We start from the raw sequence: 20,870 nt of genomic DNA on the forward strand, positions 1-20,870 counted from the left end.
CGGGCTTTGCGAGCGCTTTCTACACCGGCGCGGCCGCCCTGCACCCCGCCAGGATGTCCAGTGCGGTACGGCACCCACATTGAAACAATCATTTACACAAGCAACAGCCGGTTCGCAGATGATCGGGCGCAGCCAAGCTCTGCCCCTTCGCAGGCGCCCAGCCAGGCACATATCAATTCACAACAGCAAAGAGGGGGTTCCATGCCCGGTTTCGTCCGCAAGATCCTTATTTTCATCACCGGCTACGCGTGGCTGGTTCTCTTGGCAGGCCCTGGTCTGGCCGCACTGTCGCTGTACAGCGGCTGGAAGGCCGAAGGTGACCATGCCTACGTGGCCCGCGAGCAACTGGCCACGGTCACGGGCAAGGTGGTCGAAGCCGCCGAGGTCACCGTCAAGAAAAAGCGCCGCTCCACCAAGCACTACTACCAGATCAGCGTGCAGCCTGATGGCGGCGGCGAGGTGCGCAAGCTGCGCATCGACTACAGCACACCCCAGCAGCTGGTGGCGTCCCTGATCGACGAGCAGGTCACCGCGCTGGCCGACCCGGATGACAGCGACCTGACCTATGAGGTCAGCGTGGCCGGCAAGGCCCTGATCAGCTACGAGGAAACACGCCAGCGCCTGCTGGCCGAAGCCAGCGCCTCGGCCCAGTCCTTCAGCGGAGCAGGGCTGTGGATTGCCGCCCTGATCCTGACGCTGATCGGCGCCGGCGGCGTCTGGCTCAACCGCCGGCTGCGCGCCGCACAGGCCAGCGCCGAAAGTCAGGCCGTGGCCGCCTGAGCCGCGCGGCTCGCTGCACAGCGCGGCACGCACACATCCCATCACGAGAGAGAGAGGGGGCCGGGCGCCTGCGCGCCCCGTCCCTGTGGTCCTGCAACCTTTGGAGAAGTGATCCATGAATCCCAACGTCCTGACCCCCGAGTCGCCCGACGGCGCACCATTCGAGCGCCGTGATTTCATCGTCGCCACCTACAAGCACCTGGGCGCGGCCATCCTGGCCTTCGTCGTGCTGTCCGCGCTGCTGATGGTCAGCGGCTTTTCCGGCGCCACCGCCAAGATGCTGGTGGCCAGCGGCAGCAAGTTCCTGTGGCTGGGCGTGATGGGCGCCTTCATGCTGGTGGGATGGCTGGCCTCGCACCTGGCCGACAACGCCGAAAGCCCGCAGACCCAGTTGATGGGCCTGGGCCTGTACGTGCTGGCCGAGGGCCTGATCTTCGCGCCCATGTTCGGCATTGCCCAGCTGGTGGCGCCGGGCGCCATTGGTGCGGCGGCCTTCATCACGCTGCTGCTGGTGGGCGCGCTGACCTGGACGGCGTTCACCAGCAAGACCGATTTTTCCTTCCTGGGCGGCACCCTCAAGGTGGTGGGCCTGGTGGCCCTGGGCACCATCATCGCGGGGGCCATCTTCGGCTTCAAGCTGGGCATCTGGTTCTCGGGAATCATGGTGGCCTTCGCGGGTGCCTGCGTGCTCTACGACACCTCGCGCATCATCCGCGACTACCCGGCCGACCGGCCTGCAGGCGCGGCCCTGCACCTGTTCGCCTCTATCGCCCTCATGCTCTGGTATGTGCTGCGCATCCTGATCAGCCTGGCCAGCAGCGACGACTGATCACGGCACACGGCAACGCAGACGACACGGGCGGCATGCGCAGGCATGCCGCCCGTGTCGTCTTTTCTTTGGCCACCCTGAAATAATGACCGCTTCCCGACCCCTGCACCGCCAGCCCGCATGCGCTACGACCTGACCGATCTCAAGCTGTTCATGGCCATCGCCCAGGCCGGCAATCTCTCGCGTGCCAGCCAGGCGCGGCACCTGACGCCCTCGGCCGCCAGCCAGCGGCTGCGCAATCTGGAGCAGGCCCTGGGCTGCCAGCTGTTCACGCGCGAGCACAAGGGCATGCGGCTGACCGAGGAAGGCCACGCCATGCTCGAGCATGCGCGCGGCGTGTTCGCCGCCATCGACGGCATGGAGGCCGAGGCCGCCCTGCTGGGCAGCAGCCTGCAGGGCAAGGTGACGCTGGCGGCCAACAGCTCCTCGCTGCACGGCTTCATCGGTCCGCACATCGGCGAGTTCCTGACCGCCTTTCCCGAGGTGAACCTGACCCTGGTGGAGCAGACCAGCGAGACGATTGCCGCCAGCGTGGCCGAGGGCGAGGCCGACCTGGGCGTCTACGCGGGCGAGCCCATGGCGGGCGCCGTGGCCTGCGAGACCTTTGCGCTGGACCGCCTGGTGGTGATTGCCCCGCCCGGCCATCCGCTGGTGCCCCAGCCGGGCGAGAGGCAAGACGACGGCGAAGGCCCTTCCTGCCGGTTCTTCGACACCCTGTCCCATGCCTTCGTGGGCATGGCGCTGACCAGCAGCAACTACGCCTTTCTGCGCGAGCTGGCCAAGCGCCATGGCCGGCCGCTGCGCTGCCGCATCCACGTGGACGATTTCACCTCCATCGTGCGGCTGGTCTCGCAGGGCGTGGGCCTGGCCATCATTCCGCACAGCATCTACCGCAGGCTCGGCACCGCGCATGCGGTGGCCTGCCTTCCGCTGGAGGAAACCTGGGCACGGCGCCCGCTGCAGCTGGTGCGCTCCAGCGAACGGCCGCTGACGCCCACCGCGCAGCGGCTGCGCAGCTTTCTGAAAGGGCTGGCCGACAAGGCGTAGGTTCAGGGCTGGGGCTGGGCTTGGGCCTTGGCCTGCTTGCGCTCCAGGAAGGCATTCATGTGATGCTGCGGCTCGCCCGTGTTGAAGGCCGCGCCGAACTCGGCCACGCTGTCGGTGATGGCCGAGTCCACGCCCATGCCTTCCCAGCGGCGCAGCAGGCGCTTTTGCTGGCGCAGCGCCTCGATGCCGATCCCGCCCAGCCCCTCGGCAATCTGCGCGATGCGCGCATCGAGCTGGTCGCCGGGCACGCATTCGTTGAGCAGGCCCCAGCGCTCGGCCTGCAGGGCGCCGATGTTCTCGCCCGTGAGCAGCAGCCAGCTGGCGCGCGTGCCGCCGATCTGCGCGGGCATCATGGCCGCGTGGATCACCGAGGGAATGCCGACCTTGACCTCGGGCATGCCCACCACGGCATCATCGGCCGCGATGCGCAGGTCGGCCGCCATGGCCAGCTCCAGCCCGCCGCCCAGCGTATGGCCCTGCAGCCTGGCGATCACGGGCACGGGGAAATGCCGCACCGCGTTGCACAGGTCGCGCAGCCCGCTGATGAAGGCGCGTGCCGAGGCGGCGTTGAGCGACGCCATCTCGCGGATGTCGGCCCCCGCCACGAAGGCGCGCGTGCCCGATCCGCGCAGCACCAGGCAGTGCAGATCGGGGCGCTCGGCCAGCTCGGCCAATTGCGCGGTCAGCGCGCGGATCACGGGCGTGCCCAGGATGTTCAGCGGCCCGCCGCCGGTGATGGTGAGCACGGCGGTCTGCGGGGTGGGAAAGGTCACTTGTGCATGCACGGCAGATCTCCTCAAAGTTTCTCGAATCCGATGTCGCGGATCAGCTGGGACCAGGCGCGGTTGGAGCGCTCCACCGTCTGCCTGAACTGCGCAGGCTCCTGGAAGTCCACGACGGCGCCCTGCTGCTCTATGGTCCTGATCAGCTCGGGCTTTTGCAAGGTCTTGCGCATGGCTTCGCTGAGCCTGGCAAGAATGGCGGGATCGAGCCTGGCAGGCGCGCCCAGGCCGTACCAGGACATGTCGTTCATGGGCTTGAGCCCGGCCTCGGCATAGGTGGGCACGCCGGGCAGGGCCGGCAGGCGCACGGGGCTGGACACGGCCAGCGCACGCAGCTGGCCGCCTGCGATGAGCGCACCGGAAGACGGCATGTTGTCGAACACCACATCGAGCTGCCCCGCCATCAGGTCGTTGAGCGCCGGCCCCAGGCCCTTGTAGGGCACATGGGTGAGGGTGGTGCCCGTGGTGCTGCCGAACAGCGCACCGCTCAGGTGGCTGAGCCCGCCATTGCCCGAGGAGCCGTAGTTGAGCTTGCCCGGCGCGGCGCGCGCCGCGTCGCTCACATCCTTGGCGCTCTTGTAGGCCGAGCCTGCGCTGACCACCATCACGCCCGGCACGTTGGCGATGTTGGTGATGGGGGTGAAGTCCTTCACCGGGTCATACGCGGGCTTGGCGTAGACGTTGGGGTTCACGGCATGCGAGCTCTCCACCATCATCACCAGGGTGTAGCCGTCGGCCGGCTGCTTGGCCGCATAGGCCGAGCCCGTGCTGCCGCCCGCGCCGGGGCGGTTTTCCACCACTACGGGCTGGCCCAGCGTCTCGCCCAGGTAGCGGGCCGCCACGCGCGCGATCACATCGGTGGCGCCGCCCACCGCATAGGGCACGACCAGGCGTACGGGCCGCTCGGGATAGCTTCCTGCCCCTGCCGCCCCCGCTGCCCCTGCTGCATATGCCAGCGGCATCCCCGCCAGCGCGGCGGCTGCCACGGCGGCCTTCAGTGCTTTCATGCGTTTCGTCATCCTTGTCTCCTTCTTGGCTTGTCGATGTCTAGTGATTCAGGGGTCCTGCGGCGCCGCTCCGAGCACGGGCGGCGGCGGCACCTGGGCGCCGCTGCCGGCCGGCACCATGGGGTTGCGCACCAGCTTCAGCGTGCCCAGCTGCGGGTGCTCCACCGTCTGCAGCATCTGGCGGTGCCGGACCTGCGGATGGGCGAAGACCTGTTCCATGGTGTTGATGCAGCCCCAGGGCACCTGGGCGGTGTCCAGCGCATCGGTCAGGGCCTGCAGCGGCCAGCGGCCCAGCGCCGCGTGCAGCAGCGGGCGCAGCTGCGGCATGCCGGTCAGGCGCGCGGCATTGGTGGCAAAGCGCGCGTCCAGGTGCCAGTCCGTGCCCAGCACGGAGCACAGGGCGGCGAACTGCCCGTCATTGCCGATGGCCAGGATGAAATGCCCGTCTTCGCAGGCAAACACCTCGTAGGGCGCGCAATTGGGATGGGCGTTGCCCGTGCGGCGCGGGTTCTCGCCGCTGACCAGGTAGTTGGCCGCCTGGTTGGCATTCATGGCCACGGCCACGTCCAGCAGCGCCAGGTCGATGTGCTGGCCGTGCCCCGTGCGCTGGCGCTGCACCACGGCCGCCAGCACGGCGCTGGTGGCATACATGCCCGTCATCAGGTCCACCACGGCCACGCCCGTGCGCAGCGGGCCCGCGCCCTCCTCGCCATCGGCCACGCCCGTGTAGCCCATGAGGCCGCCCAGCCCCTGGAACACATAGTCGTAGCCGGGCTTGTGCGCAAACGGGCCGCTCTGGCCGAAGCCCGTGATCGACAGGTAGATCAGCCCGGGGTTGATGGCGGCCAGCGCCGCGTAGTCCAGGCCGTGGCGCGCCAGCGCGCCGGCCTTGTAGTTTTCCACCAGCACGTCGGCCTCGCGGATCTGGCGCAGCAGCCAGGCATGCGAGGCCGGCTCGGTGAAGTCCAGCGCCACCGACTGCTTGCCGCGGTTGCAGGACAGGAAATAGGCCGACACGGCCTCGCCACCGGGCGCCTGCACGAAGGGCGGGCCCCAGGCGCGCGTGTCGTCGCCCGTGCCGGGACGCTCGATCTTGAGCACCGATGCGCCCAGGTCGGCAAGGTTCTGGGTGCACCAGGGTCCCGCCAGGATGCGGGACAGGTCCACCACGCGCAGGCCGTCGAGGGCGCCGGACAATCCATGGGTTTGTTGCATGGGGGTGATGGTCGCGGCAGGGGGGCTGGCGGTCCATCGGTCATTGCTTCATGCTGCGTTCGCGTGGGCTTCATGCTGCTTGTGCCTTGGCGTGTCCAGCGGCTTGCCTGCGCGGCAGGCAGGGGCCGGGTCTCGGCCCGGCGGCCGACCCCCTTTCTTGATCGCCAAGAAAGGGGGACAAAGAAGGCGACCCCGAATGTCCGCGACCCTTCGCTTCGCTGCGGGCAACCTGCACCGGGCCGCCTGCGGGGTTCGCCGTGAAACTCACTTCGCGCTACGCGCTCCGTTCAGACAATCACGGCGAGTCAGAAGACGAAGCAGTCCTGTCCTTCGGCAGGACTGCAACCCCGCAGACAACCCGGCGCAGGCGCTGACATACGGGGGAGTTGCTGCGGGCCGTCGCTGCGCTCGGCCCCTTTACCGGGCATGCGCTACTGCTTCCTCCACCGTTTCCCAGATGAACCGGCCCGACGGGCTTTGCTGCTCCTCCACCACATGCGCCACCAGCCCGGCCGCCCGCGAGATGACGGCAAAGCCGCGCATCACGGCCGTGGGCACGCCGATCTCGCCCAGCAGGGCGGCCACGGCCCCCGTGGCGTTGATGGTGATGGGCCGGCCCGCTGCGGCGTCCACGGCGGCGGACAGGGTTTCGAGCGCGCGGATTCTGCTGCCCGCCAGTTCGGGTTCGGCGCGGCCCATGTCCAGCAGCTTGTAGGCGCGCGGGTCCACGGGCTTGTGCAGGTGGTGGCCGAAGCCGGGCACGGGGCTTTTCAACGCCTTGTGGTGCCGGGCGATGGCGCAGGCCTCGGCCTCGAAGTCGGCGGCGGCGGCAATGCGGTCGAGCAGCGCGGCGCAGTTCTCCATGGTGCCCACGAAGGAGCTGCCCACGGCCAGCAGGCCGGCCGAGACGGCGCCCTGCAGGTTCTCCGGCGCGCTCATGTAGATGAGGCGCGTGGCGATGGCGCTGGGCGTGAGGCCATGCTCCATGAGCACGATAAGCACCACATCGGCGATGCGCAGGTCCACGGGGCGCGGCGTGCGCCCCAGGATCTGCATCAGCATCACCTCGGTGAAGGTCTTCTTGCCCATCAGGTCCTCGACCAGGTCGGCATCGCGGTAATGCAGGCTGGTGAGGGTGTGGGTGCACAGGCGGGTGACGGGGGGTTGGGGGGTTGCCATGGCCAGGGTTTCCTTGTGATGGTATGCGGGATCAACGGGGTGCCAGCGCAAGCTCGCGCACGGCCGTCTTGAGCAGCTTGCCCACGGGCGAGCGCGGCAGGCTGGCGTGAAAGTGGATGTGCTTGGGTGTCTGCACGGGGCCCAGGCGCTGGCGCACGAAGGCGATCAGCTCGGCCTCGTCAGGCCGCTGGTCGGGGCGCAGTTCGGCGCGCAATTGCACGGCGGCCTGCACGGCCTCGCCCCAGTGATCGTCGGGGATGCCGAAGACCACGCACTCGTGCACGGCCGGGTGCTGGCCCAGGGCGTTTTCCACATCCACGGGATAGACGTTGAAGCCGCCCGTGATGACCAGGTCCTTCAGGCGGTCCTTGAGGTGCAGGTAGCCCTGCGCATCGATCAGGCCCCGGTCCCCCGTGTGCAGCCAGCCGTTCACCAGGGTCTCGGCCGTCTTGCCTGGCAGGCGCCAGTAGCCGCTCATCAGCAGATCGCCGCGCGCCACGACCTCGCCCACCTCGCCCCGGGGCAGCAGGCGGCCGTCGGGCGCCATGATGGCCAGGTCGCTGAACCAGGTGGTCCGGCCCACGGAGGTCCACAGGCCTTCGTCCTCGAAGTCCTCGGGCCGCATGGCCGTGAGTATCTGCGGCGCCTCGGTCTGGCCATAGGTGGTGGCCAGCACGGGGCCGAAGAAGGCGCGCACCTGGCGGATTTTCTCGGGCGGCATGGCGGCGCCGCCGTAGATGAGGCGGCGCAGGCCGGGGAAGTCCGCACGGCTGGCGCCCGGCAGCGCCATCAGCATGTAGATCAGGGTGGGCGGCATGAAGCACACGGTGCCGCCGCGCAGGGCAAAGGCGCTGCGCACGGCCTCGGCACCCGCACCATCCAGCAGCACATGGCAGCCGCCCTGCGCCAGGATGGGCAGCAGGTAGGTGGACGTGCCATGCGTGATGGGCGCGGCCATGACGTAGCGGTCATGCTCATCGAACCCCCAGGCCTGGATCTGGTTGGCAATGCCGGCCATCCAGGCGCGGCAGGGCTGCATCACGCCCTTGGGCAGGCCCGTGGTGCCGCCCGTGAACTTGATGGCCTGGATGGCATCGGCGGGCAGGTCGGGCATCACAGGCAAAGCGCCGGTCTGCGCCTGCTCCAGCGCCGCCGTGCCCTCGCCCAGCACCAGGTGGATGCCCGGCGCCCCTTGCACCAGTGCAGCGCCACCCGCATCGCACAGCACGATGGAGGGCTCGGTGGCATCGATGATGCGGCGCACCTCGGACTGCGTGCTCTTGGGATTGAGCGGCACCCAGACCTTGCCGCTGGCCATCACTGCCAGCAGGGCGGCGATGTGGTCTGCACTGTTGCCCGCGCAGATGCCCACGCGGCTTTGCACGGCGGGCTCCAGCGCCTGCAGGCCGGCCGCAAGCGCGGCCACCTTGCGGGCCAGCGCGTCATAGCGGATGCAGCCGCCCGGCGCGTCGATGGCGATGCGCTGCGGCCAGCGCTCGGCCGCGCGCCAGAAAAAATCAATGGGTTGCATGGGGGTCGTCTCCTTGTGGGGCGGTTGTGTTGAGCTTTTGCCGAACGTGTGTCGAACTACTGGGCGGTGGCGCCCGAGGCCTTGACCACCTCGCGCCAGCGCTTGATCTCCGACGCCGCAAAGCTGCGCATCTGCGCCGGGGTGCCGGGCTCGGGCGTGGCGGCCATCTCGCCCAGGCGCTGGCGCAGCTCGGGTGCGGCCAAGGCGGTATTCAGGGCATGGTTCAGGCGCTCGATCACGGCGGGCGGCGTGCCCGCAGGGGCGGCCAGGCCGAACCACGACTGCACGTCGAATCCCGCATAGCCCGACTCCGCCAGCGTGGGCACATCGGGCAGCAGCGCCGAGCGCCGGGCGCTGGTGATGGCGATCGCGCGCAGCTTGCCGGCCTGCACGTGGGGCAGGGCCGAGGGCGCGTTGTCGAACATGGAATCCACCTGCCCGCCCAGCAGGTCGGTGATGGCCGGTGCGCTGCCCCGGTAGGGCACGTGCAGCATGCGCAGGCCCGACAGCTGCCGGAACATCTCGCCCGACAGGTGGATCGACGAGCCGCTGCCCGACGAGGCGAAGCTGATGCCCTGCGCACTCTGCCGGGCGTAGCGCACATAGTCGGCCACGTTCTGTATGGGCAGGCGCGGGTTGACCACGAGGATGTTGGGAATCTTGGCGATCAGGCCGATGGGCTCGAAGTCCTTGACCGGGTCATAGCCGAGCCGGGGGTAGAGCGAGGCATTGATGGTGTTGGCAATGGTGTAGACATACAGCGTGTAGCCGTCCGCAGGCGCCCGCGCCACGGCTTCGGCGCCCACATTGCTGTTGGCGCCCGTGCGGTTGTCCACCACCACGCTCTGGCCCAGCTGCTCGCCCATCCGGGCGGCCACCAGGCGTGCGATCACGTCGGTGGCGCCGCCCGCCGCATAGCCCACCACCAGCCGCACGGGCCGGGCAGGCCAGGCCGCCGGCTGCGCCAGCACGGGCGCGGGCGCCATCGCCACGGTCGCGACAGTCGCGGCGGCCATGCCGGCCAGTGCGCAGGTGAAGGAACAGGCCAGCAGGCGCCGGCGCGCCCACGGATTGAAACGGGCAGGGATTGTCATGTCTTGTCTCCAGGTGATCGTTCTGATGTCTGCTTATGTCTGCTTGTGTCCGCTTATGTCTGCCTGTGTGGGCTTTCGACGGCCTGCGGCACACTGCGCGCTGCACGCAGGCCCTTTTCTGCCCTGCCTGCAATCACCGGGAAATTCTTTTCCATGCCTTCGCGCAGCACCAATCCAAACGTCCGGCCAGCGGACATTCCAGTCTCCGCCGACGATGCCGGCAGCCGCACGCTGCGCCGTGGCCTGCAGGTGCTGGACGCCGTGCTGGCCGCAGGCCGCGAGGGCCTGCGCGTCGCTGACCTGTGCCGCGCCACGGGGCTGGAGCGCGCCACGGTGTACCGCCTGCTGTCCACCCTGGTGGACAGCGGCTATGTGGCGCACAGGGGGCGCTTCGGCTATGCGGCCGGCCACCGGCTGGCGGCCACGGCCGCCAGCGCGGGCCAGCCCAACATGGCCGTGCGGCTGCAGCCCGTGCTGGAGCGCGTGAGCGCGGGCTGCGCGGACGCGGCCTTTGCCATCGTGCGCGAAGGCGCGGCATCGCACTGCATCGCCCGCCATGTGGGCACGCATCCGGTGCAGATCCTGGTGATCCAGGTGGGCACGCGCCAGCCGCTGGGCGTGGGAGCGGCGGGCCTGGCCCTGCTGGCCGCCCTGCCCGATGCCGAGGTGCAGGCCGCGATGGCGGCCAACGCGCCCGTGCTGGAGCAGTACGGCGGCATGACGCCCGAGCGCATGGCCCTGCTGGTGAAGGCCACGCGCCAGCGCGGCTGGTCCGTCATCGGCAACCACGCCACGCGCGGCGTGCTGGCCGTGGGCATGGCGGTGCGCAATGCCGAAGGCGAGCCCGTGGCCGCCGTCAGCGTGGCCTCCACGCTGGAGCGCATGCCCGGCGAGCGCCAGAAGCTGATTGCGCGCTCGATAGGCGAAGCCCTGGCGGCCCTGCTGCCGCGCGGCATCTGAGGCCAAGCCCCCGGTGCAGCGGCCCGCCCGGTCTGCACCGAGAATCTGCACCGACGATCTGCACCGACAATCGCCGCTGCCATCCACAAGCGCCGCCCCCATGGAACTGAGACAACTCCGCTACTTCGTCCGCATCGTCGAACTGGGCTCCATGAGCCGCGCCGCCCTGGACCTGGACATGGTCCAGTCCGCGCTGAGCCAGCAGGTCAGCCGCCTGGAAAGCGAGCTGTCCACCCGGCTGCTGCAGCGCACGCCGCGCGGCGTGGTCCCCACCGAGGCGGGCGTGGCCTTCTTCCGCGAGGCCCAGCTCACGCTGCGCCATGCCGAGCAGGCCGTGCGCAGCGCGCAGCAGGCGCGGCTGTCGGGCTCGGTCAGCGTGGGCCTGGCGCCCACCACCTCGGCCATGCTGGGCCTGCCCATGATGCAGGCCATGCGCGCGCGCTACCCCGATGTGCGCCTGCACATGGTGGAGGGCATGTCCGGCCACCTGACCGACATGCTCAATGCGCGCGCGCTGGACATGGCCGTGCTGTTCGACGCCCGCCTGCACGGCGGCCAGGCCCGCGCAGGCGGGCGGCGCTGGCAGGTGCACCCGCTGATCGAGGAAGAACTGTTCCTGATCCGCGCGCGCGGCCACCACCCCGAGCCGCTGCCGCCGCAGATGGCGCTGGCCGACCTGGCCGGCGAATCGCTGATCCTGCCCACGGGCCTGCACGGCCTGCGCAGCACGCTGGACACGGCCTTCTCGCAGGCGCGCTTCACGCCGCATCTGGTGCTGGAGGTGGACTCGCTGTCCATGGTCATGGCGGCCGTGGATGCAGGCCTGGGCAGCACGGTGCAGCCCTGGGCCTCCATGGGCCGCTATGCCGATGCCGCGCAGCGCTTCGAGTGGTCGCGTATCACGGACAAAGATGCCCTGCGCACCAACCTGCTGTGCAGCCTGTCCGAGGATGAGCTGTCGCCCGCCGCCCTGGCCGCGCGCGTGGTGCTGATCGACTGCGTGCGCCAGCTGCTGCGCGGCGGCGCCTGGGCCGGCACGGCCCTCATCCATCACGAAGACTGATACCCCCATGCCGGCGGGCCCCTGCCCGCCGCACGGCGTTCTCCCTACATTCGCAATCCCCACGATGGCGAATGCAAGGAGAACTCCATGGACCCCGATGTCCTGGTCATAGGCGGCGGCAATGCCGCCCTGTGCGCGGCCCTGATGGCGCGCGAGGCAGGCCGCAGCGTGCTGCTGCTGGAGGCGGCGCCGCGCGACTGGCGCGGCGGCAATTCCGGCCACACGCGCAACCTGCGCTGCATGCACGACGCGCCCCAGGACGTGCTGGTCGAGGCCTATCCCGAAGAGGAGTTCTGGCAGGACCTGCTCAAGGTCACGGGCGGCATCACCAACGAGCACCTGGCGCGCATGGTGATCCGTGCCTCCTCCACCTGCCGCGACTGGATGCGCCGCCACGGCGTGCATTTCCAGCCGCCGCTGTCGGGCGCCCTGCATGTGGCGCGCACCAATGCCTTCTTCATGGGCGGCGGCAAGGCCCTGGTCAATGCCTACTACCGCAGCGCCGAACGGCTGGGCGTGCAGGTGCGCTACGCGTCGCCCGTGGACCGGCTGGAGATCGAGGGCGGCGAGTTCAAGGCCGCCTGGGTGGGCGAGCAGCGCATCACCGCAAAGACCTGCGTGCTGGCGGCGGGCGGCTTCGAGTCCAACCGCGAGTGGCTGCGCGAGGCCTGGGGGCAGAACGCACGCGGCGAGTGGCCGTCCGACAACTTCCTGATCCGCGGCACGGCCTTCAACCGCGGCGTGCTGCTGCGCCACCTGCTCGAAGACCATGGCGCCGACCGCATCGGCGACCCCACCCAGGCCCACATGGTGGCCATCGATGCGCGCGCGCCGCTGTACGACGGCGGCATCTGCACGCGCATCGACTGCGTCTCGCTGGGCGTGGTGGTCAACCGCGAGGCCGAGCGCTTCTACGACGAGGGCGAGGACTTTTGGCCCAAGCGCTATGCCATCTGGGGCCGCCTGGTGGCCCAGCAGCCGGGCCAGACCGCCTGGTCCGTCATCGACGCCAAGGCCATTGGCCGCTTCATGCCGCCGGTCTTCCCGGGCGTGCGCGCCGACTCCCTGCCCGAGCTGGCACGCAAGCTGGGCCTGGACGAGGAACGCTTCATGCAGACCCTGGATGCCTACAACGGCGCCTGCCGCGTCGGCCACTTCGACCACACGGCGCTGGACGACTGCCATACCGAGGGCCTGGCGCCCGCCAAGACCCACTGGGCCCGCCCCATCGACACGGCGCCCTTCTACGGCTACCAGTTGCGCCCCGGCGTGACCTTCACCTACCTGGGCCTGGAGACCGACGACACGGCGGCCGTGCGCTTTGCCGGCCAGCCCAGCACCAGCCTGTTCGTGGCCGGCGAAATGATGGCCGGCAACGTGCTGGGCAAGGGCTATACGGCCGGCGTGGGCATGTCCATCGGCACGGCCTTCGGCCGCATCGCGGGCCGCAACGCGGCCCTTGCTGCCGCCGGACAACCCGCCGTGCGCGGCGCAGTGACAGAGAAGGCTTGACCGAGATGCAGACCCTGAACGCCCTGGCCCAAGAAGCCCAGGACCTGGCCGCCGGCCGGGTCATCCCCATCCTGCCGGTCTCCACCGAAACGGCCGCCGAAGGCGAGGTGGCGCGCGCCCTGCAGATCTGCAACGCCTGCCGCTACTGCGAAGGCTTTTGCGCGGTCTTCCCGGCCATGACGCGGCGCCTGGAGTTCGGCAAGGCCGATGTGCACTACCTGGCCAACCTGTGCCACAACTGCGGCGCCTGCCTGCATGCCTGCCAGTACGCGCCGCCGCATGAATTCGCCATCAACATCCCCAAGGCCATGGCCGAGGTGCGCGGCCAGACCTATGCCGACTACGCCTGGCCGCCCGCCCTGGGGCGCCTGTACCAGAGGAACGGGCTCACGCTGTCGCTGGCGCTGGCCGCAGGCCTGTCGCTGTTCCTGGTGCTGGCCGTGGCCCTGCAGGGCGGCCTGGGCCGGCTGTGGGGCGCCGACCTGGGCGCCAACTTCTACAACCTGTTCCCGCACAACCTGCTGGTGGGCATCTTCGCGCCCGTGTTCCTGTTCGTGGTGCTGGCGCTGGCCATGGGCGTGCGCCGCTTCTGGAAGGACGTCAAGCCCGCCACCGGCGGCGTGGACGTGGGCACGCCAGCGGCGGCCGAGGCCGCGCACGATGTGCTGCGCCTCAAATACCTGGACGGCGGCCACGGCGACGGCTGCCACAACGAGGACGATGCCTACACCCTGAGCCGCAGGCGCTTTCACCACCTGACCTTCTACGGCTTCCTGCTGTGCTTTGCGGCCACGGCGCTGGCCACGGTCTACCACTACGTGTTCGGCTGGGCGGCGCCCTACGAATTCCCCAGCCTGCCCAAGCTGCTGGGCGCCGTGGGCGGCACCAGCCTCATGCTGGGCACCGCAGGCCTGTGGCGCCTGAACCGCAGGCGCCACCCGCTGCATGGCGACGCGCGCCAGAAACCCATGGACCTGGGCTTCATCGCCCTGCTGTTCCTGGTCGCGGCCAGCGGCATGGCGCTGTGGCTGGGCCGCGGAACGCCGGCGCTGGCCCTGCTGCTGTGCCTGCACCTGGGCGCGGTGATCGCCCTGTTCGCCACCCTGCCCTACGGCAAGTTCGCGCACGGCGTGTTCCGCACGGCGTCCCTGCTGCGCCACAACACCGAAAAGCGCCAGCCCAGCCCCATCGGGCTGGGCGCCGACTAGCCGCATGCGCCCCGATTCCCAGCCAATGACGGAGACAACCCCATGATGAACAAGCGCAACTTCCTGCACGCCAGCGCCCTGGCCGCCTTCCTGCTCGCACTGGCCGCCAGTGCGCAGGCCCAGGACTTTCCTCCCAAGAAGCCCGTGTCCCTGGTCGTGGGCTTCGCCGCAGGCGGCGCCGCCGATGCGGCCGCGCGCCTGATCGCCAAGAAGCTGGGCGAGAACATCGGCCAGAGCGTGGTGGTGGAGAACAAGGGCGGCGCGGGCGGCAACATCGCCCACCAGCAGGTGGCCAATGCGGCGGCCGACGGCTCGGTGCTGCTGTTCGGCTCGGTGGGGCCGCTGACCATTGCGCCGCACCTGATGAAGCTGCCCTACGACCCCTTCAAGGACCTGGCACCCATCTCGGGCGGCGTGAACTTTCCCAACGTGCTGGTGGTGCACAAGGGCGCGGGCGTGAAGACCCTGGCCGAGTTCGTGGCCAAGGCCAGGAAGAACCCGGGCACGGTGGACTACGCCTCGACGGGCGCGGGCTCGGCCTCCCACCTGGCAGGCGAGCTGTTCAACCAGCGCGCGGGCATCGACATGGTGCACGTGCCCTACAAGGGCGGCGCGCCCGCGCTGCAGGACCTGCTGGGCGAGCGCGTGACCAGCTACTTCGCCGCGCCGCCCACGGCCCTGCCCCACATCGAGGCCGGCAAGCTGATCCCGCTGGCCACCACGGGGCTGACACGCCCGGCGTACATGCCCGACATCCCCACGGTGGCCGAAGCCGGCTATCCCGGCTTCGAGGCACTGAACTGGTATGCCTTCGTGGCACCCGGCAAGACGCCCAAGCCGATGCTGGACCGCTGGAACACCGAGATCGTCAAGGTACTCAATGACCCGGGCGTCAAGGAGGCGCTGAACAAGCACGGCCTCACCCCCCAGCCCACCACGCGCGCCGAGTTCGCGGCCTTCATGAAGAAGGAATACGAGCAGTGGGGCAGGCTGGTGAAGGAGCGAAAGCTCTCCGCGGAGTGAGCGGCTTGCAGGCGTTCAGAGCTTGATGGGCTTGCGTGCCACGGGGGCTGCAAAGCCCGCGCACAGGCGGTTCCAGACATTGATGCTGCCGATGGCATAGGTCAGCTCCACCATCTCGCGCTCGCTGAAATGCGGGCGCAGCGCCTCGAAATCCTGCTGCTCGGGATGGGCCTGGCTCAGGCGCGTGCAGCGCTCGGCCCAGCTCAGGGCGGCGCGCTCGCGCCCGTCGTAGAAATCCACCTCGGGCCAGGTGACGATGCTGTTGATGCGCTGCAGGTCCTCGCCCCGGGACAGCAGTTCGCGCGTGTGCATGTCCACGCAGAAGGCGCAGCCGTTGATCTGCGAGACGCGCAGGAACACCAGCTCCAGCAGCTGGATGCCCAGGCTGGACTGGTTGAGCAGCGCGTTGATGCCGGCCTGGGCCTTGTACAGCTCGGGGGCCACGGCCTGGAAGTTCAGGCGCGGCGTGGGGGCGGCAAGAGGACGGGCGCCGGTGGCAGCGGAAGACGAAGCGGTCATGGAAAACACTCCTTGAGGGATGTAGCAGCCGGCCGGAATGGCTGGCCCATACCTTCAAGACGCGCGGGGCGTGCGCGTTGTGACAGCGTTGGCGAAAATTTTTTCGCAGCCCCTATCCTCCCTTCCGCCGGCTGCCCCTCAATCCGCCACGATGCGCCGCTCCGTGGCGATCTTGCGGTACAGGGCGTTCTCGGCCGCAATCTCGCGCGCGAACTCCTCGGGGCGGTTGCCGATCACGCGCGAGCCCGTGTCCTCGATCTGGCGGCGCACCTCGGGGCTGGCCAGCGCGCGCTGGGCGGCCGCATGCAGGCGCGCCACGATCTCGGGCGGCAGCCCCTTGGGGCCGTAGATGCCATAGAAGGCGCTGCGGTTGACAGGCTCCAGCCCCAGCTCCTTGAAGGTGGGCACCTGGGGCAGCTGGGCCAGGCGCTCGGGCGCGGCCACCGCCAGCGCGGTAAGCCGGCCCGCCTTGATGAAGGGCAGGGCCGAGGGCAGGTTGTCGAAGACGATGGGCACCTGGCCCGCCACCGCATCGTTGAGCGCGGGGCCCGATCCCCGGTAGGGCACATGCGTGAGCGACAGCCCCGAGCGGCTGGACATCAGCTCCATCAGCATGTGGCCTATGGAGCCCGTGCCCGCCGTGCCGTAGGCATGCTTGCCGGGGTTCTTCTTCACCTCCTCCACGAAGGCCGCAAAGCTCTGCGCCTTGAAGCCCGGATGCACGGCCAGCACATTGGGCGTGGCCGCAATGTTGGTGATGGGCGTGAAATCGGTGAGCGGGTTGTAGGGCAGGCGCGGGTTGATGGCCGGATTGGTGGCCGTGGTGGACACGGTGGCCACGCCCAGCGTGTAGCCGTCGGGCTGGGCACGCGCGGCCTCGTGCGCGCCGATGGCGCCTCCGCCGCCGCCCTTGTTGTCCACCACCAGCGGCTGGCCCAGGGCCTCGGCCATGCGCGGCGCGATCGCGCGCGCCACGATGTCGGTGGTGCCGCCGGCCGCAAACGGCACGATCAGGCGCACCGGGCGCGTGGGATAGGCGCCGGCATCGGCCGCCATGGCGCCCGGTGCGGCACCAGCGGCCAGCAGGAGGGCGCACAGGCTGCGGCGTGAAGTGAAGTGGTTCATGGAATGTCTCCTGGAAATGGCTGTGTTTTGAACGGACGGTGGAGGGTTCTGTCAGGCCGATGCGCGGCGCACGATGTGCGAGCGGTCCAGCGCGCCGCAGGAGGAGGCGCCCAGCATGGCCAGGTTGCGGTCCACCTCGTCGCGCAGCAGGCCGATGGCGTGCAGCACGCCGGCCTCGCCGCCCACGGCGGCGGCATAGTTGAAGGGCCGGCCCACCAGCACCATGCGCGCGCCCAGCGCCACGGCCTTGAGCACATCGGAGCCGCGCCGAAAGCCCCCGTCGATCAGCACCGGATAGTCCGGCCCCAGGGCCGCCACCACGTCCTCAAGAATGCGCATGGCCGACACCGCGCCGTCGAGCTGGCGCCCGCCATGGTTGGACAGCACGATGCCGTCGGCCCCCACGCGCCGCGCCTGCAGCGCATCCTCCACGCTGAGCACGCCCTTGATGACCAGCGGCCCCTTCCAGCGGCGGCGGATGGCCTCGATGTGGCGCCAGCTCAGGTGGTCGCGTGCCGAAAAGTCGCGCATCACGCTGGACGACATGATGGGCGCGCCGCGCGTGGCAAAGGAGTTCTCGAAATGCGGCATGCCGTGGCGCAGCAGCGTGCGCAGGAAGGTGCCGGCCACCCAGCCCGGGCGCACCATGCCGTCCCAGGCCAGGCGCAGGCTGGGCTTGAGCGGCGTGGAAAAGCCGGTGCGGATGTTGTTCTCTCGGTTGGCGGAGATCGGTATGTCCACCGTCACCACCAGGGTGCGAAAGCCTGCGCGCTCCACGCGGTCGATCAGCGCGTCGATGCGGGCCTGGTCCCCGGGGATATAGGCCTGGAACCAGGTGGCCGGGCTCGCGCGCGCCACCTCCTCCATGGGGATCAGCGAAGTGCCGCTCATCACCGACACAATGCCCGCGCGCTGGGCCGCGCGGGCCAGTACCAGATCACCCCGGTAGGTGGACAGAGCATTGATGCCCATGGGCGCAATGCCGAAGGGGCTGGCATAGCGCTCGCCGAACAGCTCCACGGCCTGCGAGCGCTGCGACACATCGGCCAGCACGCGCGTGGTCAGGCCCCATTCGCCGAACACCTCGCGGTTGTCGCGCAGCGAGGCGTTGTCCTCTGCCGCCCCGGCGATGTAGCCGAAGATGGGCCGGGGCAGCCTGCGGCGCGCGGCCTCCTCGAAATCATGCAGCGACAGCATGCGGCGCAGCACGGCCGGGGCGCGCGGCGCCGGCAGGGCGGGTGCCGAAGGCGTGGAGGCAGAGGCAGAGGAGGAAGCGATGGCGGCCATGGTGCGGACCTCGGAATGTTCAGGAACCGGCGCCACTGTAGGCCGCGCATCCATTGAATGAAAGTGGATTATTTAGAATGCACTTGTTCGCTTTTTGCCAATGACAAACGCATGTCCACACCCTCGGTCAAGCAGCTCGAAGCCTTCTGGTGGGCCGCCACCTGCAGCAACTTCGCCACGGCAGCGCAGCGCGTGCACCTGTCCGTGTCCTCGCTGTCCAAGCGCATCACGGAACTGGAATCCGCGCTGGGCCAGCCGCTGTTCGACCGCAGCGGCCACCGCGCCGTGCTCACCGATGCCGGCCAGCGCCTGCTGCCCGCCGCGCTGGAGGTGCTCAACGCCATGGCCGCGCTGGGCCAGGCCCTGGACACGCGCGAGGCGCTGGCCGGGCATTGCCGCTTCGGCGTGGGCGACCTGTCGGCGCTGACCTGGCTGCCGGCCTTCGTGGCCGCCGCACGCCAGGCCCATCCGCAACTGGTGCTGGAGCCCCATGTGGACGTGGGCGGCGTGCTGGAGCAGCGCCTGGACGACGGCGAGCTGGACTTTGCCGTCATCGCGGGCCGCTCCTCGCGCAGCAGCCTGCTGTCCCGCCCCGTGGGCGCCGCGCGCTTTGCCTGGGCCGTGGCCCCCGGCCTGGCAGGCGCGGGCCGCCTGGGCGCCACGGCCCTGCTGCAGCGCCATGCACTGGTCACCCTGCCCCCGCAGGCAGGCACCACGCGCCTGCTGGACGACTGGCTGCTGGCCCAGGGCGCCAGCGTGCGCGAGCGCATCCTGTGCAACAGCTGGGGCGCCGTGGCCGGCATGCTGCGCGCCGGCCTGGGCGTAGGCTTCCTGCCCACCGGCTGGATCGCCGCCCTGGGCCTGCGCGCCGTCGGGGGCGCCCATCCCAAGGCCGCCCTGGCCCCCCTGCACTACGCCTTCCAATGGCGGCGCGGCGACGCCCGCGCCCTGATCCCGGCCATGCAGCAACTGGCGCAGGCGCAGGTGGATTTCACGGTGATGCCGGGGTTGGTGGGGACAGGGCCGCACGCCTCGCCGCATCACACTCGCAGCAAAGGCCATCCAGCCGAAATCGGGCAAGATGGCACTTGGAAGCAGACCTCCCGCAACCTGTACGACACAGACGAAGATGCCGCCTGCCATCGCTGAAGTCATTGAAATCCAGGGCCGCTCCGAGCAAGGCGCGCAAAAGCCGTTTCTGTGCCGGGCCGACGATGGCCGGACCTACTACGTTAAAGGACGGCAGACGGATCGGTCCAGCCTGTGCAACGAGTGGATCTGTGCGCATCTGGCCGTGCAGTTGGGCCTGCCGCTGCCGCCCTTCAAGCTGCTGCATGTCAGCCAGGAACTTCTGGACGAGGCGCCCAGGCCATGGCGTGAATTGGGCTGCGGCATAGCATTCGGCTCGCAGCGTCATCCCGGATGCACCTGGTTCGACAAAGCCCAGATCCTGCATGTACCGCAGGACCTGCAGGCCAACATCCTCGCCTTCGACTGGTGGGTACAGAACGTGGACCGCATGGACGGCAACTCCAACCTGCTGTGGGATGCGCATCGCAGCGCATTGGTGGTCATCGACCACAACCTCGCCTTCGACCCGCATCTGGACGCCGCAACCTTTATCGAGAATCACATTTTCAGAGGCTGCTGGCAGAAGACAGATCTTGTGTCGCGCGACCGGCTACAGGATCAACTTTCCGAGGCGATGGATGCCGTTTTCCGCTTTGCCTGCGACAATATTCCACCGGAATGGCATTGGAACAACCCGGAATGCGACATCCCCGCCAGGGTGGACATCAATGCCATTGCCGCGACGCTTGCGAAGTGCAAATCGCCCGACTTTTGGAGGTTCACATGAAGCCTCTTGCCTGCCGCTATTCGATAGTCCAATTTGTCCCGTATGCCGAGACCGGCGAGTTCGCCAACGTCGGCATTGTGCTGACCTGCCCGCAAAGCGGGTACTTCGGTTTTCTGCTGCAAAGCCGCAAGTCCAAGCGCGTCACCGATTTCTTCGATGCGCTTGACAGGGATTTTTACAAGAGCGCAGTCAAGGCCGTGGAGGAAGAGTTGTCGCGGCTCGAGACTCTCACCCACAGCCTTGCGCCGCAGGCGAAGACAGATGCTTTGAGGGGGATGATGGCCGCGCTCGAGCAGCCACGTGAAGCCATTGTGCGCTTCAGCCCCGCCAAAGTGGTGCTCACCCAGGATCCGGCCCGGGAGTTGCAGCAGCAGTTCGACCACTATGTCGACCATGCTTTTGCCACGCCCGAGTACGTGGAACGCACGATGAACGAACGCCTGAGGGCTTTGCTGGGCGGCCTCGAATTGGATGCGCCGTTCAGGCCGGCGCGCATAGGCAACGAATACGTCAGTGCCCGGTTCGACTTCGTGCAGACGGTGGGCGACAAGCCCCGCAAGATCATCAAGGCCCTGCATCTGGGCCAAAGCGATGCCAACGACATTGCTGCGCATGGCGACGTCTGGACCGGCAAGATCGCGCGACTGATCCGGCAGCGTGAATTGCCCGGAGACATCCTCGTCAACGTGAACCTGCCTCCACAGGACAAGCAGGCTCACAGGGAAGTCAGCCAGGACATCATGCGGGAGCTCGAGCACCACAAGGTGATCGTGGTGGCTGGCGAAGGCCAGTCCGCCATGCAGAGCATCAAGGAATTCGCGCAGCATTAGGCGCGGCCCTGCGGACCGCGC

The 20,870-nt window shown here is 69.2% G+C and carries 20 protein-coding genes; 11 read left to right on the top strand and 9 right to left on the bottom strand.

Translation table 11 applies throughout. The features are described 5' to 3' along the window. Nucleotides 1-201: 201 nt before the first annotated feature. The 3 genes from INR38_RS15990 to INR38_RS16000 all read left to right on the top strand — a co-directional run bounded on the left by INR38_RS15990 (nucleotide 202) and on the right by INR38_RS16000 (nucleotide 2,656). Nucleotides 202-780 (top strand): hypothetical protein, encoded by a 579-nt coding sequence (locus tag INR38_RS15990; RefSeq protein WP_202760243.1) that lies wholly within the window; start codon nucleotides 202-204, stop codon nucleotides 778-780. A 115-nt stretch (nucleotides 781-895) separates the two neighbouring features. Further along, complete coding sequence (locus INR38_RS15995) at nucleotides 896-1,609, top strand: Bax inhibitor-1 family protein (RefSeq protein ID WP_192367478.1); 714 nt, start codon at nucleotides 896-898, stop codon at nucleotides 1,607-1,609. 120 nt (nucleotides 1,610-1,729) lie between these two features. Continuing rightward, nucleotides 1,730-2,656 (top strand): LysR family transcriptional regulator, encoded by a 927-nt coding sequence (locus tag INR38_RS16000; RefSeq protein WP_207444163.1) that lies wholly within the window; start codon nucleotides 1,730-1,732, stop codon nucleotides 2,654-2,656. A gap of 2 nt (nucleotides 2,657-2,658) precedes the next feature. On the opposite strand, the gene INR38_RS16005 is transcribed toward INR38_RS16000, so the two are convergent. From INR38_RS16005 to INR38_RS16030, 6 genes are all read right to left on the bottom strand, one after another. Then, nucleotides 2,659-3,441 carry an enoyl-CoA hydratase gene (locus tag INR38_RS16005; protein WP_013804640.1) on the bottom strand — a complete coding sequence of 261 codons (783 nt, stop codon included), beginning with the start codon at nucleotides 3,439-3,441 and terminating at the stop codon, nucleotides 2,659-2,661. An 11-nt stretch (nucleotides 3,442-3,452) separates the two neighbouring features. Further along, a complete protein-coding gene (locus INR38_RS16010) occupies nucleotides 3,453-4,457 on the bottom strand; it encodes a tripartite tricarboxylate transporter substrate binding protein (protein WP_207444162.1) in 1,005 nt (334 codons plus the stop codon). A gap of 36 nt (nucleotides 4,458-4,493) precedes the next feature. Next, a complete protein-coding gene (locus INR38_RS16015; RefSeq protein WP_207444161.1) occupies nucleotides 4,494-5,660 on the bottom strand; it encodes a CoA transferase in 1,167 nt (388 codons plus the stop codon). A 417-nt stretch (nucleotides 5,661-6,077) separates the two neighbouring features. Further along, a complete protein-coding gene (locus INR38_RS16020) occupies nucleotides 6,078-6,839 on the bottom strand; it encodes a citryl-CoA lyase (protein WP_207444160.1) in 762 nt (253 codons plus the stop codon). 31 nt (nucleotides 6,840-6,870) lie between these two features. Next, on the bottom strand, nucleotides 6,871-8,370 hold the full coding sequence (locus INR38_RS16025) for an AMP-binding protein (protein WP_207444159.1): 1,500 nt from the start codon (nucleotides 8,368-8,370) through the stop codon (nucleotides 6,871-6,873). Between the two features lie 56 nt (nucleotides 8,371-8,426). Further along, complete coding sequence (locus INR38_RS16030; protein ID WP_207444158.1) at nucleotides 8,427-9,464, bottom strand: tripartite tricarboxylate transporter substrate binding protein; 1,038 nt, start codon at nucleotides 9,462-9,464, stop codon at nucleotides 8,427-8,429. 153 nt (nucleotides 9,465-9,617) lie between these two features. On the opposite strand from INR38_RS16030, the gene INR38_RS16035 reads away from it, so the two are divergent. From INR38_RS16035 to INR38_RS16055, 5 genes are all read left to right on the top strand, one after another. Beyond that, nucleotides 9,618-10,424, top strand: a complete 807-nt coding sequence (locus INR38_RS16035) for an IclR family transcriptional regulator C-terminal domain-containing protein (protein ID WP_013804645.1) — start codon at nucleotides 9,618-9,620, stop codon at nucleotides 10,422-10,424. Nucleotides 10,425-10,524: 100 nt separating this feature from the next. Continuing rightward, nucleotides 10,525-11,487 carry a LysR substrate-binding domain-containing protein gene (locus INR38_RS16040; protein ID WP_012202727.1) on the top strand — a complete coding sequence of 321 codons (963 nt, stop codon included), beginning with the start codon at nucleotides 10,525-10,527 and terminating at the stop codon, nucleotides 11,485-11,487. 87 nt (nucleotides 11,488-11,574) lie between these two features. Beyond that, a complete protein-coding gene (gene tcuA / locus INR38_RS16045) occupies nucleotides 11,575-12,999 on the top strand; it encodes an FAD-dependent tricarballylate dehydrogenase TcuA (protein ID WP_207444157.1) in 1,425 nt (474 codons plus the stop codon). Nucleotides 13,000-13,004: 5 nt separating this feature from the next. Next, nucleotides 13,005-14,207, top strand: a complete 1,203-nt coding sequence (tcuB, locus tag INR38_RS16050; RefSeq protein WP_207444156.1) for a tricarballylate utilization 4Fe-4S protein TcuB — start codon at nucleotides 13,005-13,007, stop codon at nucleotides 14,205-14,207. A gap of 42 nt (nucleotides 14,208-14,249) precedes the next feature. Beyond that, a complete protein-coding gene (locus INR38_RS16055; protein ID WP_207444155.1) occupies nucleotides 14,250-15,230 on the top strand; it encodes a tripartite tricarboxylate transporter substrate binding protein in 981 nt (326 codons plus the stop codon). Between the two features lie 15 nt (nucleotides 15,231-15,245). Here INR38_RS16055 and INR38_RS16060 read toward each other — a convergent pair whose 3' ends face one another. The 3 genes from INR38_RS16060 to INR38_RS16070 all read right to left on the bottom strand — a co-directional run bounded on the left by INR38_RS16060 (nucleotide 15,246) and on the right by INR38_RS16070 (nucleotide 18,161). Then, nucleotides 15,246-15,749 carry a carboxymuconolactone decarboxylase family protein gene (locus INR38_RS16060; protein ID WP_207444154.1) on the bottom strand — a complete coding sequence of 168 codons (504 nt, stop codon included), beginning with the start codon at nucleotides 15,747-15,749 and terminating at the stop codon, nucleotides 15,246-15,248. A gap of 138 nt (nucleotides 15,750-15,887) precedes the next feature. Beyond that, nucleotides 15,888-16,874, bottom strand: coding sequence for a tripartite tricarboxylate transporter substrate binding protein BugE (locus tag INR38_RS16065; protein WP_207444153.1), 987 nt, complete (start codon nucleotides 16,872-16,874; stop codon nucleotides 15,888-15,890). A 51-nt stretch (nucleotides 16,875-16,925) separates the two neighbouring features. Then, a complete protein-coding gene (locus tag INR38_RS16070; RefSeq protein ID WP_207444152.1) occupies nucleotides 16,926-18,161 on the bottom strand; it encodes an alpha-hydroxy acid oxidase in 1,236 nt (411 codons plus the stop codon). Between the two features lie 111 nt (nucleotides 18,162-18,272). Here INR38_RS16070 and INR38_RS16075 point away from each other — a divergent pair, with 111 nt between their 5' ends. The 3 genes from INR38_RS16075 to INR38_RS16085 are packed head-to-tail and all read left to right on the top strand — an operon-like array spanning nucleotide 18,273 to nucleotide 20,849. Next, nucleotides 18,273-19,310 carry a LysR family transcriptional regulator gene (locus tag INR38_RS16075; protein ID WP_047328020.1) on the top strand — a complete coding sequence of 346 codons (1,038 nt, stop codon included), beginning with the start codon at nucleotides 18,273-18,275 and terminating at the stop codon, nucleotides 19,308-19,310. Next, nucleotides 19,291-20,019, top strand: a complete 729-nt coding sequence (locus tag INR38_RS16080) for a HipA family kinase (RefSeq protein ID WP_207444151.1) — start codon at nucleotides 19,291-19,293, stop codon at nucleotides 20,017-20,019. Before INR38_RS16075 ends, INR38_RS16080 begins: the two co-directional genes overlap by 20 nt. Then, entirely contained in the window at nucleotides 20,016-20,849 is an 834-nt protein-coding gene (locus tag INR38_RS16085) for a DUF3037 domain-containing protein (protein ID WP_207444150.1), read from the top strand. Before INR38_RS16080 ends, INR38_RS16085 begins: the two co-directional genes overlap by 4 nt. Nucleotides 20,850-20,870: the final 21 nt, after the last annotated feature.

This window comes from Delftia sp. SD018 (genome assembly GCF_017355445.1).
GTDB lineage: Bacteria > Pseudomonadota > Gammaproteobacteria > Burkholderiales > Burkholderiaceae_C > Comamonas > Comamonas acidovorans.